Here is a 16,093-nt window from a genome sequence, read left to right on the forward strand (position 1 = left end):
CGCTAGCGCTGCCGGGGACGCAGGGCGGGCCGGCTGTGCTTCTCCGGTCCCAGCCGCTTGGCCAGTCCGGCGGGGGTGGGCGTTTCGAAGATCGCGCGGATCGGGACGTCCCTGTTGAGGGCGGCGCGGATGTGGCCGGCGAGCTGCGTGGCGAGGAGGGAATGCCCGCCGAGATCGAAGAAGTTGTCGTCCACTCCGAAGTCGGGGAGGCCCAGTACCTTCGCGAAGATGCCGCAGAGAGCCGCCTCTTCGGGTGTGGCGGGTTCCCTGCTCTCGGCTTGGCCGGCGTAGTCGGGCTCCGGGAGGGCGGAACGGTTCAGCTTGCCGTTCACCGTGACCGGCAGCTCGTCCAGGACGACGATCGCGGACGGGACCATGTAGTCCGGCAGGAGCGTGCCGACATGGGTCCGCAGCACGCCGCCCGCCGCCGCCCGGAAGGCGCTGACGTCCTCGGCGGACACCTCGGGGGACGGCACGATGTAGGCCGTGAGACGTCGGTCGCCGGGTTGGTCTTCGCGGACGATGACGGTGGCGTGGGCGACGGCGGGGTGGGTGAGGAGTGCGGTTTCGATTTCGCCGAGTTCGATGCGGAAGCCGCGGATTTTGACCTGGTGGTCGGTGCGGCCGAGGTATTCGAGTTGCCCGTCGGTGTTCCAGCGGGCAAGGTCGCCGGTGCGGTACATGCGTTCGCCGGGCGTGCTGCTGTGGGGGTTGGCGACGAAGCGTTCGGCGGTGAGGCCGGGCCGGTCGAGGTAGCCGCGGGCGAGTTGGATGCCGGCGAGGTAGAGCTCGCCGGCGACGCCGGGGGGTACGGGTTGGAGTGCGGCGTCCAGGACGTAGGTCTGGGTGTTCCAGATGGGGCGGCCGATGGGGACGACGCTGGTGGTGTGGGGTTCGCAGGTGTGGGCGGTGACGTCGATGGATGCTTCGGTCGGCCCGTAGAGGTTGTGGAGCGGGATGCCGAAGGCTTCGTTGAAGCGGTCGCGGAGTTCGGCGGGGAGGGCTTCGCCGCTGGCCATGACGGCGCGCAGGGACGGCATCGTCCACTGTGATGTTTCGGCCGCCGCCGTGAACACCTGGAGCATGGAGGGGACGAAGTGGGCGATGGTGACGTGCCGGCGCCGGATGAGGTCGGCGAGGTAGTCCGGGTCGCGGTGGCCGCCGGGGCGGGCGACGACGAGGGTGGCGCCTTCCAGGAGGGGCCAGAAGAATTCCCACACCGATACGTCGAAGCCGAAGGGGGTCTTCTGCACGACCCGGTCGTTGGGGGTGAGTTGGTAGGCGTGCTGCATCCAGGCGAGTCGGTTGACCACGCCTGCGTGCGGGACGGTGACGCCCTTGGGTCGTCCGGTGGAGCCTGAGGTGTAGATGACGTAGGCGGGGTGGGCCGGGAGCGGCATCTGGTCGGGGTCGGTGTCGGCCTGCCCCTGCAGTTCGGTCGCCTGGTCGTCCAGTACCAGCCGCACCACACCCTCGGGCAATGCACCCTGGAACTGGCGGGTCGTCACCACCAGCCTCGGCGTGGCGTCGTCCAGCACGTAGGCCACGCGTTCCGCCGGGTACTCGGGGTCGATCGGCACGTACGCGGCGCCGGACTTGAGGACGGCGAGCAGCGTGACGGCAAGATCTGCGGAGCGGTCCATCATGACCGCCACCCGCTGCTCCGGGCCCGCACCATGCGCCATCAGCAGTCGCGCCAGCCGGTTCGCCCGCGCGTTCAGCTCCGCGTAGGTCAGCGTGGTGTCCTCGAACACCACCGCGGCCGCGTCCGGCGTACGGGCCACCTGCGTCTGGAACAGCTCGGGAAGCGTCCCCGGAGCAACATCCCGGGCGGTGTCGTTCCACTCGACCAGCAGCCGGCGTTCCTTGTCGTCCAGGACGTGGATTGCGCGCAGCGGCCGCTCGGGCTCCTCCTCCAGCGCCGTGACGAGGTCCTCGACCGCGGTGTGCATGAAGGCGCCCAGCGACCGCGGATCGACCGGGTCCACCGCCTGGATGGTGAAGGTGAAGTGGGGGTCCTGGTCGTTGACGGCGAATTCCAGCGGGTAGTTGGTGCGCTCGTGCCCGTGCAGCAGTTCCATCCCGTCGGGGCCCGGTGCAGCCGTGTCCTCGGCGTGACGGTAGTTGAAGAGTGACGTGAACAGGGGTGTCCGGGCGGGAAGGGCGCTGGCCCGCTGGGCCAGGATGAGCGGCGCGTGCTCGTGCACCAGCAGGTCCGCGAGTTGTTGCCGCATGGCGTACACGGCCTCGCGCACGCTCACGGAGCCGACGTCGAGGCGGGCGGGCAACGTGTTGACGAACAGACCGGGTACCCGGTCGGCTCCGGCGCCCGCGTTCATCCGGCCGAACAGCACGGTGCCGAACACCACGTCGTCACGGCCCGAGGTGGCCGACACGACGCGCGCCCAGGCGACGTGGAACAGCGTCGCCGGGCTGACACCCAGGCTCCGTGCCTGCTCCCGCAGCCGCTGCGCCACATCGGGACCGAGGGGCATGCGCACCTCGGACACGCCGCGGCCGTCGCCGTGCACGTCCAGCAGCCCGTACGGCGCGGTCGGCTCGCTCACGTCCCCCACAAGCCCCGCGAAGAACCGCTCGTGCTCCTGCGCCGGGATCGTGAGCCGTGCCCGCGCTACGAACTCGCGGAACGGCAGCGGCGCGGGCAGCGTGTCCGCGCCTCCGGAGAGGATCGCGCGGATCTCGTCGAAGACCAGGGCGAGGGACGTACGGTCCTGCACGAGGTGGTGCACCTCGAGCAGCACGACCCACCGCCCGTCGTCGGGGTCCTGCGCGACCGCGGCCTGCAGCAGGGGCGCCCGCCGGACGTCCATCGGCGCCGTGCGCGTGTCCAGCAGGCCGCCGACGACGTCCGCGCCCTCCAGCCGGAGCGTCCTGACCGCGACGGGGGCCGTGCGCAGGACGACCTGGACGGGCTCCCGGAGCGCTTCCCACAGGAAGGCCGTACGCAGGATGTCGTGCCGGTCGACGACCTGCTGCACGGCGGCGAGGACGGCGTCCACCCGCTCCCGGGAGTCGAAGCGGAGGACGTACGGCAGCGTGTACAGGTCGCTGCCGTTCTCGCCCTCCAGCAGGTGGTGGAAGAGGATGCCCTCCTGGAGCGGCGCCAGCGGGTAGATGTCTGCGATGTTGGCCGCGCCGCCGGGCACCTCCGCGGTGATGATGGCGATCTCCTCCGCCGTGAGCTCGGCCAGCGTCACCATCTCCGGTGTGATCGCCGTGGCCCCCGCGGGGATGCCGTTGGCCGGCAGCGCCACCTTCGGTACGCCCTCCAGCGCCGCGAGACCGGCCACGGTCGGGCTCGTGAACAGCGTCCGCACGTCCACCGCGACACCCGCCGCCCGGGCCCGTTCCACGAGCGTCACCGCCAGCAGGGAGTGCCCGCCGAGCTCGAAGAAGTCGTCGTCGACACCGACGGAGGGCAGGCCGAGCACCTCGGCGAACAGCGCGCACAGGATCTCCTCCTGCACCGTCGACGGCCCGCGGCCGGTGACCGCGGCGGCGTAGTCCGGAGCCGGCAGCGCCCTGCGGTCGAGTTTGCCGTTGACCGTCAACGGCAGTTCGTCCAGGGCCAGGATCGCGGACGGGACCATGTACTCGGGCAGCACCTGCGCCAGGCGTGCGCGCATCTGCGCGACGTCCGCGTCACCGGCCGCCACCACGTACCCGGCCAGGCGCTTGTCGCCCGGGCGGTCCTCGCGGACCACCACGGCCGCCCGCGTGACGGACGGGTGGGCGAGCAGGGCGGCCTCGATCTCGCCGAGTTCGATGCGGAAGCCGCGGATCTTCACCTGGTCGTCGGTGCGGCCCAGGTACTCCAGTTGCCCGCCGGTGTTCCAGCGAGCCAGGTCGCCCGTGCGGTACATCCGCTCGCCGGGCGCGCCGTGGGGGTTGGCGACGAAGCGCTCGGCGGTCAGGCCCGGCCGGCCCAGATAGCCGCGGGCCAGCTGCACACCGGCCAGGTACAGCTCGCCCGCCACGCCGGGCGGTACCGGCCGCAACGCGGCGTCCAGCACGAACACCCGGGTGTTCCACACCGGGCGTCCGATCGGCACCCCACCGCCGGCGTCCGCCCCCGGCTCGCACGTGAAGGCGGTGACGTCGATGGCGGCCTCGGTCGGGCCGTACAGGTTGTGCAGCGGGATCGGCAGCACGGCGTGGAACTGGTCGCGCAACGCGGCCGGCAATGCCTCGCCGCTGCAGACCACGGCCCGCAGGGAGGCGCACTCCCGGGCGGCGGGTTCGGCGACGAACACCTGCAGCATCGACGGGACGAAGTGGGCGACGCTGACCTGCTCGCGCCGGATCAGTCCGGCCAGGTACCCCGGGTCGCGGTGACCGCCCGGACGGGCCGCCACCAGCGTCGCGCCCTCGACCAGCGGCCAGAAGAACTCCCACACCGACACGTCGAACCCGAACGGGGTCTTCTGCACGACGCGGTCGTCGGCGGTCAGGCGGTAGGCGTCCTGCATCCACGCCAACCGGTTGACCAGGCCCCGGTGGGTGATCGTCACGCCCTTGGGGCGCCCGGTGGACCCGGAGGTGTAGATGACGTAGGCGGGGTGATCGACCAGAAGGCCCCGCGTGCGCTCGCCGTCGTCCAGGTCGGCCGGGGAGAGGGCGTCGAGGGCGAGCGCGGTTTCCGGGTCGTCGAGGACGAGGCGGGGGAGCTGCCCGCTGGCTGCCGGGTTCAGGGCGGCGCTGGTGACCAGGAGTACGGGACCGGCGTCGGCGAGGAGCCCGGTGATGCGGTCGGCCGGGTGGTCGGGGTCGACCGGGAGGTAGGCGGCGCCTGTCTTGAGGACGGCCAGCAGCGTGACGACGAGATCGGCGGAGCGCTCCAGGAGGACCGCGACAAGGGTCTCGGGTCCGGCGCCGCGTTCGGCCATGAGCCGGGCGAGCCGGTTGGCCCGTGCGTTGAGGTCGGCGTAGGACACCCGCTCGTCCTCGAAGACCACGGCGGTGGCGTCAGGGGTGCGTGCGGCCTGGGCCTGGAAGAGGTCCGGAAGCGCCGCCGCCGGCACCTCGTGAGCGGTGTCGTTCCACGTCGCCAGCACGGTGTGACGCTCGTCCGGGCCGAGCAGGTCGATGTCGGTGACGGGGCGTGCGGGGTCGGCGGTCGCCATGTCGAGAACGCGGAAGAACCGCTCGGCCAGTGATTCCGCCGTGCCGTGGTCGAACAGGTCGGCGGCGTAGGTGACGGAGCCGGTCAGGCCGCCGGCGCCGGTCTCGCGGAGCTGGACGTCGAGGTCGAACTTGGCGGGCAGGTCACCCGTGTGCAGGACGTGGGTCTCGACACCGGGTAGGGCGAGGTCGGCCGGAGCGGCGTTCTGCAGCGCCAGCATGACCTGGAAGAGCGGATGACGGGCCATGGACCGGGCGGGGGCCAGGTCCTCCACCAGCCGCTCGAACGGCACGTCCTGGTGGGCGAAGGCGTCCAGACCCCGTTCGCGTACGCGGTGCATCAGTTCCCGGAAGGACGGTTCGCCCGAGACGTCGGTGCGGATGACCAGGGTGTTGACGAAGAAGCCGACCAGCTCGTCCAGGTTCTCGTCGGTGCGGCCCGCCAGCGAGGTCCCGATGGGGATGTCGGCACCCGCGCCGAGGCGGAAGAGCAGCGTGGCGAGGGCGGCTTGCAGCACCATGAAGACGGTGACGCCCTCGGCACGGGCCAGATCGGTGATCCGCTCGTGGAGTTCGCCGTCGATGCGCAGGCCGACGGTCCCGCCGTGGTGGGAGGCCACCGGCGGCCGGGTCCGGTCGGTGGGCAGGGTGAGTTCCTCCGGCAGACCGGCGAGGGCCTCGCGCCAGTGGTCCAGTTGGCGGTTGAGGACGCTCGCCGGGTCGTGGTCGTCGCCCAGGAGTTCGCGCTGCCAGAGCGTGTAGTCCGTGTACTGGACCGGGAGCGCTTCCCACGCGGGCGTCCGGCCGCCTGCCCGGGCGGTGTAGGCGGTGGAGATGTCGCGGGCGAGCGGCGCCAGGGACCAGCCGTCGCCGGCGATGTGGTGCAGTACCAGGACCAGCACGTGTTCCCGCGGGGCGACGGCGAACATCCGTGCCCGCAGGGGAAGTTCGTCGGAGAGGTGGAAGGGGCGACGCGCCTCCTCGGCCACGGCCCGCGCCACCTCGCCCTCCGGCATCTCCTCCGAAGAGAACGGCAGGTCGATCGCCTGAGGGGCGAGGACGCGCTGCTCGGGTGCGCCGTCGACATGCCCGAAGACGGTCCGGAGCACTTCGTGGCGCGCGATGACGTCGGCGAGCGCGGCCCGGAGGACGTCGGGATCGAGGTCGCCGGTGAGACGGAGGGCGATGGGGATGTTGTAGAGCGCGGACGGCCCTTCCAACTGCTCCAGGAACCACAGGCGCTGCTGGGCGTACGACAGCGGCACCGTCGCGGGCCGCGGCCGGACGGTCAGCGGCAGACGCGCGGCGTCGGCGCCGCTCTGCGCGAGACGCAGGGCGAGCCCCGCGACCGTGGGGGTCTCGAACAGGGCCCGGACCGGGACCTCGGCCCCGAGGGCGGTACGGATACGGCTGACCAGACGGGTGGCCAGGAGGGAGTGTCCGCCGAGGTCGAAGAAGTTGTCGTCCACCCCGACGTGCGGGAGGCCGAGGACGTCGGCGAACGCCTGGCTGAGCAGCTGCTCCTGGAGGGTCCGCGGTTCCCGGCCCGGGCTCGCGGCGCTGTAGTCGGGGGCGGGCAGGGCCTTGCGGTCCAGCTTGCGGTTGACCGTGAGCGGGAGCGCGTCCAGCTCGACGATCGCCGACGGCAGCATGTGGTCCGGCAGTACGGCCGACAGGCCGGCACGGATGTCCGCGACATCCGTTCCGCTCGCCGGGACGACATAGCCCACCAGGCGCTTGTCGCCCGGCTGGTCCTCGCGGACGATGACAGCCGCCTGGGCGACGGACGGTTGGGCGAGCAGAGCCGCCTGGATCTCGCCGAGTTCGATGCGGAAGCCGCGGACCTTGACCTGGTCGTCGGTGCGGCCGAGGTATTCGAGCAGCCCGTCGGAGTTCCACCGGACCAGGTCCCCGGTCCGGTACATCCGCTCGCCGGGCGTGCCGTAGGGGTTGGCGACGAACCGCTCCGCCGTCAGGCCGGGCCGGTTGACGTACCCCCGCGCCACCTGCACGCCGGCGAGGTACAACTCCCCGGCCACTCCCGGAGCCACCGGCCGCAGCGCCGCGTCCAGCACAAAGGCCCGGACGTTCGCCAGCGGGCGGCCGATGGGCGGAGTGCGCTCCCACGACCGTGCGGCACACCGCATCAGCGTGGCGCCGATGGTCGTCTCCGTCGGCCCGTAGCTGTTGTAGAACTCCCGGTCGGCAGTGGCCCACCGGTTGACGAGACCCGCGTCCGGCGCCTCACCTCCCACCACTAGCGTTCGCAGCTCCGGCAGGCGCGCGGGGTCCAGTTGCCGCGCGACCCCCGGTGTCACGTGCGCCACGGACACGTCCTGCGTACGCATCAAGTCCTGGAGGCGTTCGAGGTCGACCCGGTCCTCATCGGCGGCGAGCACGAAGGCCGCACCGGAGACCAGGGTGATGAAGAGGTCCTGCACCGACACGTCGAAGCTGAACGCCGTCGCCCCCAGCATCCGGGAACGCTCGTCGATCCCGTACTGCGGCGCGACGGCGGTGATGTTGTTGGCGAGCGAGCGATGCGTGACCGCGACGCCCTTGGGACGCCCCGTGGAGCCCGAGGTGTAGATGACGTACGCGCGGTGGTCGGGCAGCAGCGGGTTGCCGCGGTCCGCGTCGGACAGATCATGCGTGGCCCGGCTCGACAGGTCGTCGAGGGACGGACGAGTGACGTCGACGCCCGGCAGGCTCTCCCACGTCGCGTCGCCGCCGATGAGGACCGAGGGCCGTGCCTCGGCTAGCAGGTACGCGATGCGATCGACCGGGTGACCGGGATCGACGGGGAGGTAGGCCGCGCCTGTCTTGAGGGTGGCCAGGATGGCGACGACGAGGTCGACGGACCGGGGAAGGGCCAGCGCGACCAGCCGCTCGGGTTCCGCGCCGTGTTCGATCAGCAGCCGGGCGAGCTGGTTGGCGCGCGCGTTGAGTTCGGCGTAGGACACGTCCACGCCTTCGAACACCACGGCGGTGGCGTCCGGGGTGCGTGCGACCTGGGACTCGAACAACTCGGCGACCGCGGCCTGCGGCAGCTCCCGGGCCGTGTCGTTCCACTCCACCAGGACGCGGTGGTGTTCGGCCGGGCTGAGGACGTCGATCCGGCTCACCGGGACGGACGGATGCGCGGTGACAGCTTCCAGGACCCGGGTGAAGCGTTCGGCGATGGCGGCGGCGGTGTGGTGGTCGAACAGGTCGGTGGCGTAGGTGATCGCGCCGTGCAGGCCCGCGGGCTTGCCGTCGCCGGTGAGGTGTTCGTTGAGCTGGACGTCGAGGTCGAACTTGGCGGGACCGCCGCCGGTGGGCAGGGCCTCGGCGGACAGGCCGGGCAGGTCCAGCGTGGCCCGCGCGTTGTTCTGCAGGGTGAGCATGACCTGGAACAGGGGGTGGCGGGCCATCGACCGGGTCGGCGAGAGCTCTTCCACCAGGCGCTCGAACGGGATGTCCTGGTGCGCGTAGGCGTTGAGCGCGTGCTCACGCGTGCGTTCGAGGAGCCGGCTGAAGTCGGGGTTCCCCGACAGGTCGGTGCGCAGGACGAGGGTGTTGACGAAGAATCCGACCAGGTCGTCGAGTGCTTCGTCGGTGCGCCCGGCGATGGGGGTGCCGATGGGGACGTCCTCCCCGGCGCCGAGACGGTTCAGGAGCACAGCCAGTGCCGCCTGGACGACCATGAACACGGTCACACCCTGCGCCCGCGCCAGGTCGACGACCGCCTGGTGGACGGCGGCGTCGATGTGGAGGTCGACGGTGGCGCCGCGGTGGGAGGCCACGGGGGGACGGGGCCGGTCGACCGGCAGCGCCAGCTCCTCCGGCGCCCCCTCCAGCGCGTGGCGCCAGTAGGCGAGCTGCTCGGTCAGGAGGCTGCCGGGGTCGGACGCGTCCCCCAGCGACTCCCGCTGCCAGAGGGCGTAGTCGGCGTACTGCACGGGCAGCGCTGCCCAGGTGGGGACGTCACCGGTGGCGCGGGCGGTGTAGGCGGTGGACACGTCGTGGGCCAGCGGGCCGAGGGACCAGCCGTCGCCCGCGATGTGGTGGAGGACGACGACCAGCACATGCTCATCGGGACCGGTCCGGATCAGGCGGGCGTGGAGCGGGATCTCGTTGGCCAGATCGAAGCGGTGCGCGGCCGCTTCGGCCCCGGCCTGTGAGGCCTGTTCGACGTCGACGAAGGTGAGCAGGTCAGGGACTTCGTCCGTGCCGATGATGCGCTGGTGGGGCCGGCCGTCGACGGTGGTGATCACGGTGCGCAGGACTTCGTGCCGGGCCACGACGTCGTGCAGCGCGGCGCGCAGGGCGTCGGTGTCCAGGCTGCCGGTCAGGCGCAGCGTCATCGGGATGTTGTAGGTGGCTGTGGGGCCTTCCAGTTCGCCCAGGAACCACAGGCGCTGCTGGGCGTACGACAGCGGCACCAGCTCCGGCCGCCGCGCCGGCGCCGGCCGGGGCCGGGAGGCACGGGAGGTGGTGGTCAGCCGGCCGGCGAGGGCGGCCGGGGTGGGGGTCTCGAACACCGTCCGGATCGGCACGTCCACCCCGAGCACCGACCGGATGCGGCTGACCAGCCGGGTCGCGAGCAGGGAGTGGCCGCCGAGTTCGAAGAAGTCGTCGTCGACCCCGACCGACGTCAGGTCGAGCACTTCGGCGAAGACCGCGCACAGGATTTCCTCCTGCGCGCTCGACGGACCGCGGCCGCCGACACCGGTGCCGTAGTCGGGGGCGGGCAACGCCTTGCGGTCCAGCTTGCGGTTGATAGTGAGCGGGAGCCCGTCCAGTGCGACGACCGCCGCCGGCACCATGTAGTCCGGCAGCACGGCGGACAGGCCGGTACGGACGTTCCCGATGTCGAGCCTTTCGGTTCCGCTCGCCGGGACGACGTAGCCGACCAGGCGCTTGTCGCCCGGCTGGTCCTCACGCACCACCGCCGCCGCTTGGGCGACGGACGGGTGGGCGAGCAGAGCCGCCTCGACCTCGCCGAGTTCGATGCGGAAGCCGCGGATCTTGACCTGGTCGTCGGTCCGGCCCAGGTACTCCAGCTGCCCGTCGGTGTTCCAGCGGACCAGGTCCCCGGTGCGGTACATGCGTTCGCCCGCCCCGTCGTAGGGGTTGGCGACGAACCGCTCCGCGGTCAGCGCGGGCCGGTCGAGATATCCCCGGGCCAGGCCGGCTCCGGATATGTACAGCTCCCCGGGCACGCCGAGCGGCACCGGCCGAAGGGCCGCGTCCAGCACGAACACCCGGGTGTTCCAGATGGGCTGCCCGATGGGGACACGGGTGCCGTGTCCGGGATGCAGGGGCGCCAGCGTCGACCACACGGTGGTCTCCGTCGGGCCGTAGAGGTTGGTCACCGACACCGCTGCTGCCGTCAACTGCTCAGCGAGCGCCGATGTCAGTGCCTCACCGCCGACCAGCGCCCGCAGCCCGCCGATCGCGTCCGGTGCCTCCGCGGCCAGGGCCTGCCACACCGCGGGCGTCGCCTGCAGCACTGTGGCGCCCGACTGGCGGATCAGTTCGGCCAGGGCCCGCGGGTCCCGGGCGGTGTCACGGTCGGCGAGCACCACGCGGGCGCCGGACACCAGGGGTACGTAGACCTCCAGCGTGTGGATGTCGAACGCCACCGTGGTCACCGCGACGAGGGCGTCGTCGGTGCCCAGCGCCAGGTGCTCGCGCAGGGCGGCCACGAAGTTGCCGAGCGCGTGGTGCGAGACCACCGTCCCCTTCGGCCGGCCCGTGGAGCCGGAGGTGTAGATCACGTACGCGGCGTGGGCGGGCAGCAGCGCCACGCCGCGCTCGGCGTCGGTCAGGTTCCCGCCCTCACGACGTGAGACCGCCTCGGCGGTCTCCGGGGCGTCCAGGACCAGCCGCGCCGCGCCTTCCGGCAGCACTGGTTCCACCGCACGCGTGGTCACCACCAGCGCGGGCCGGGCGTCGGCCATCACGTAGGCGATGCGATCGGCCGGGTGGCCGGGGTCGATCGGGAGGTAGGCGGCGCCTGTCTTGAGGGTGGCCAGGATGGCGACGACGAGGTCGACGGAGCGGGGAAGGGCCAGCGCGACCAGTCGTTCGGGCCGTGCCCCGTGCTCGGCCAGCAGCCGGGCGAGCCGGTTGGCGCGGGCGTCGAGTTCCGCGTAGGACACGTCGACGCCCGCGAACACCACGGCGGTGGCGTCCGGGGTGCGTGCGGCCTGCGCCTGGAACAACTCCGACACCGTGGCCCGCGGCACCTCACGGGCGGTGTCGTTCCACTCCTCCAGGATGCGCTGGTGTTCGGCCGGGCTGAGGACGTCGATCCGGCGCACGCGGACCGACGGGTCGGCGACCACCGCCTCCAGGACCCGGACGAGACGTTCGCCGATGCCGGCGACGGTGTGGTGGTCGAACAGGTCGGTGGCGTAGGTGATCGCGCCGTGCAGGCCCGCGGGCTCACCCGCGTCGGTGAGGTGTTCGCCGAGCTGGACGTCGAGGTCGAACTTGGCGGGCACCTCGCCGGTGGACAGGATCTCGACGTCCAGGCCGGGCAGTTCGAGATCCGGTGTGGTGTTGTTCTGGAGGGTGAGCATCACCTGGAACAGGGGGTGGCGGGCCATCGACCGGGCCGGGGTGAGCTGTTGCACCAGCCGTTCGAACGGCACGTCCTGATGCGCGTACGCGCTCAGCGCCGTCTCACGCGCCTGACCCAGCACGTCCAGGAACGTCGGATCACCGGACACGTCGGAGCGCAGGACGAGGGTGTTGACGAAGAACCCGACGAGGTCCTCCACCGCCTCGTCGGTGCGTCCGGCGACGGGGGTGCCGATCGGGATGTCGTCCCCGGCGCTGAGGCGGTTCAGGAGGACGGCCAGTGCCGCCTGGACGACCATGAACACGGTGACGCCATGTGCGCGGGCCAGCTCGACCAGCGCCCGGTGGACCTCGACGTCGACGTGGAGGTCGACGGTGCCGCCGCGGTGGGTGGCCACGGGGGGACGGTGCCGGTCGGTGGGCAGGGCCAGTTCCTCGGGCGCCCCGTCCAGCGCGTGGCGCCAGTAGGCGAGTTGCTCCGACAGGATGCTGGCGGAGTCGGCCGCGTCACCCAGCAGCTCCCGCTGCCACAGGCCGTAGTCGGCGTACTGCACCGGCAACGCGCCCCACGCGGGGAGTTCACCGGTGACGCGGGCGGCGTAGGCGGCCGACAGGTCACGCGCCAGCGGGCCCAGCGACCAGCCGTCACCCGCGATGTGGTGCACCACCATGACCAGCACATGGTCGTCCGGCCCCACCTCGGCCAGCGACGTGCGGACGGGGATCTCGGTGGCCAGGTCGAACCGGTGCCCGGCGGCCTCGGTCACCCAGGACCGCAGGGCGCCTTCCGCCACCGGTACGACCGGCAGCACGACACGGGCCTCCTCGGACGGAAGGATCCGCTGGTGGGGCCGGCCGTCCACGATGGTGAAGACCGTGCGCAGCACCTCGTGCCGGCCCACGACGTCGTGCAGCGCGGCGCGCAGGGCGTCGGTGTCCAGAATGCCGGTCAGCCGCAGCGCCATGGGGATGTTGTAGGTGGCCGAGGGGCCTTCCAGCTCGCTGAGGAACCACAGGCGCTGCTGGGCGAACGACAGCGGCACCAACTCCGGTCGCCGCGCGGGCGTCAACGGGGGCCGGGACGCGCCGGAGGCGGTCAGCCGGACCGCCAGTTCACGGAACGTCGGTGCTTCGAACAGCGTCCGGATCGGCACCTCCACCCCGAACACCGACCGGATGCGGCTGACCAGCCGGGTCGCGAGCAAGGAGTGCCCGCCCACCTCGAAGAAGTTGTCGTCCACCCCGACGGAGGGCAGGTTGAGCACGTCGGCGGCCAGCGCGCACAGGATCTCCTCCTGTGCCGACGCGGGACGCCGGCCGCTGCTGTCCGCATCGTGATGCGGAGCCGGCAGCGCCTTGCGGTCCAGCTTGCCGTTCACCGTGAGCGGCAGTGCGTCCAGTGCGACGATCGCCGCCGGCAGCATGTAGCCGGGCAGTACGGCTGACAGACCGGCCCGGACGTCCGCGATGTCGACACCGTCCACGCTGCCCGCGCCGTCGGGACCGCTCACCGGGACGACGTAGCCGACGAGGCGCCGGTCGCCGGGCTGGTCCTCACGTACGACCACCGCAGCCTGGCCCACGGACGGATGCGCCGTCAGCGCGGCCTCGACCTCACCCGGCTCGATCCGGAAACCGCGGATCTTCACCTGGTCGTCCGCCCGGCCCAGGTACTCCAGTTGACCGTCGGCGCCCCATCGTGCCAGGTCACCGGTCCGGTACATCCGCTCGCCAGACGCGAACGGGCTGGCCACGAACCGCTGCGCGCTCAGGGCGGGGCGGTCCAGGTATCCCCGCGCCAGCTGCATGCCGGCGATGTACAGCTCGCCCGTCACACCCGGCGGCACCGGCCGCAGCGCACCGTCGAGCACGTACGCCCGGGTGTTCCACACCGGGCGGCCGATGGGCACGGTGGAGTGCCCGCGGTCCGCCGCATTCCACCGTCCGTACGTGACCTGGATGGTCGTCTCGGTCGGCCCGTACAGATTGATCAACGGAACGCCCCACGCCTCGGCGACGCGCGCCGCCAAGGGAGCGGGAAGCGCCTCGCCACCGGAGAGGACGAGGCGGAGGCGACCGGCGTCCTCCAGGGGGAGGGTGTCCAGGATCGAGGGAACGAGCTGCGCCACCGTGACGCCGTGGCCCACGATATGGGCCATCAACCTCTGCGGGTCCCGGGCCTCCTCGGTGGAGACCAGGGACATCGCGGCGCCGCTGACCAGTGGCAGCCACACCTCGCAGCCGGCCGCGTCGAAGCTCGCGGACGTACGTGCCAGCACGACGTCGCCGGCCTTCGTGCCGCTTGCCTCGCGCAGGCACAGCAACTGGTTCACCAGCCCCGCGTGCGGTACCGCCACGCCCTTGGGCCGGCCGGTGGACCCGGAGGTGTAGATCACGTACGCCGGATGCGCGGCCCGCAGCACCGCGCACCGCTCGGCGTCGGTCAGGTCGGCGTCACCCAGGTCCTCCAGCACGGCGACGGTAGCCGGGGCATCGATCGCCAGAGCGGTCACCTCGTCCGGCAGTTCCTCCCGCGCCGCCTCACTGGAGAGCACGAGGCCGGGCCGGGCGTCCCGGAGCAGGTAAGCGATCCGGTCGGCGGGATAGGCGGGATCCACGGGCACGTACGCCGCCCCCGCCTTCACCACCGCGAGCAGGGCGACCACCAGGTCGGCCGAGCGGTCCATCAGCACGGCCACCCGGTCCTCCGGCCCCACACCCTTGGCGACCAGCAGCCGCGCCAGACGGTTCGCCCGGGCGTTCAGCTCCGCGTACGTCAGCCGGGTGTCCCCGGACGCCACCGCGGTCGCGTCCGGCGTGCGCGCGACCTGCGACTGGAACAGCTCGGGAAGCGTCGTGAGGGGAACGTCCCGCGAGGTGTCGTTCCACTCCACCAGCATCCGGTGGTGTTCGACGGGGGTGGCCAGGTCCAGCCGGGCGATCGGCGTGTCGGGCTCCAGGCCGGCCAGGGCGGTGAGCAGATGCAGGAACCGCGTCTGGTGGGCGGCGTTCTCCTCCTCGGTGTAGAGCGCCGGGTTGGCCAGGAAGTCCAGCCGCAGACCCGTGTCCCGCTCGTAGATGAGGATCGTCAGGTCGTCCACCGCACCGTTCGCCAGGTAGGTGCGCGCGGTGGTCTCGCACTGCCCGAACCGGGGCATCGCCCGGTCGTCGGGAAGGAAGTTGATCGCGGGACCGAACACGCGGCCGCCCGTGCGGGCGAGTTTGAGGTCGCGGTACAGGTCCTCGTACCGGTAACGCTGGTGCTGCAGCACCCCCCGGCTCCGCGCGGACGCCTCCCTGGCCAGGTCACGCACGCTCATGCCCGCCGCGACGCGCATGCGCAGCGGCAGCACCTGGGCCATGCTCGCCACCGACCCCTGCACCCGTGACCCCTTGCGCGCCGTGACGGTCAGCCCCATCACGACGTCCTGCGCCTGTGCCACCCGGTGCACGTACAGCCCGGCGGCCCCGATCAGCAGGGCGGGCATGGCGACGCCCGAGGCGCGGGCCACCTGCCGAAGCGACTGCGCCACCTCGGCCGAGACCTCGGCGGTGCGGCGGTGAGCACGGTGGGACGCCGACGCCGTCCCGGAGGCCAGGGTGACGGCCTCGGGCGCGTCCTGCATCCGCTCGGCCCAGTACGCGCGGTCCCGCGCGAACCGCTGGCTCGCGCGGTAGGACTCGTCGTCGGCCAGGATCTCCTCGAGGGTGGCGAACGGCGTGAACGGGCAGTCGCGCCCCTCTTCGAGGGCGGTGTAGATCTCCGTCACCCGGTTCAGCCACACCCCGTAGCCGACGGCGTCCACCGCGATGTGATGGGCCCGCAGGTACACCACGGTCCTGTCCTCGCCCACCGTGAGCGCGGTGAAGGTGATGATCCGGCCGTGTTCGAGATCGGCGGGGCGGGCCGCGTCGGCCCGCATCCATGCCTCCGCGGCCGCCACCGGCTCGGGCTCCGCCCGCAGGTCGACCACGGGCAACCGGTAGTCGGCCAGGGGTTCCGCCACCTGCCACGGGCCGTCGTCGTCCTGCCCGAACCGCCGGTGCGACACCTCGGCCTCGGCCAGCGCCTGGCCGAACGCCGCCTCCAGCAGGGCGAGCTGCAGAGGGCCGGCGATGTCCAGGTACTCCACCATGTTCTGGGCCGGGCTCTCCGGATCCAGTTCCTGGGCGTACCAGATGCCCTTCTGAGCCGCGGTCAGGGCCTTCTTGGCATGGTTAGGCATATTGAATACCCCGTGTACTTGATATCCAGCGAGAAATCAGCGCGAATTCCTGTGCCACACGGACCCCGTATCTGTCGGCGACAGATTAATTTTGCTCTCGGAGTCCGGCCGCGTGCGCGGTGCAATGCGGGCCCCCGGGGTGGCGACCGGGGAGG

At 72.1% G+C, this 16,093-nt stretch carries 1 protein-coding gene; it reads right to left on the minus strand.

The window, feature by feature from the left end; translation table 11 throughout:
- Positions 1-2: 2 nt before the first annotated feature.
- Complete coding sequence (locus tag ACZ7MY_RS12175; protein ID WP_499601279.1) at positions 3-15,938, minus strand: non-ribosomal peptide synthase/polyketide synthase; 15,936 nt, start codon at positions 15,936-15,938, stop codon at positions 3-5.
- Positions 15,939-16,093: the final 155 nt, after the last annotated feature.

It is taken from the genome of Streptomyces sp. NPDC111520 (assembly GCF_055635295.1).

Excerpts from the sequence above, each read along its gene's own strand:
- ACZ7MY_RS12175 (WP_499601279.1), bottom strand. The coding sequence starts at position 15,938 with ATGCCTAACCATGCCAAGAAGGCCCTGACCGCGGCTCAGAAGGGCATC.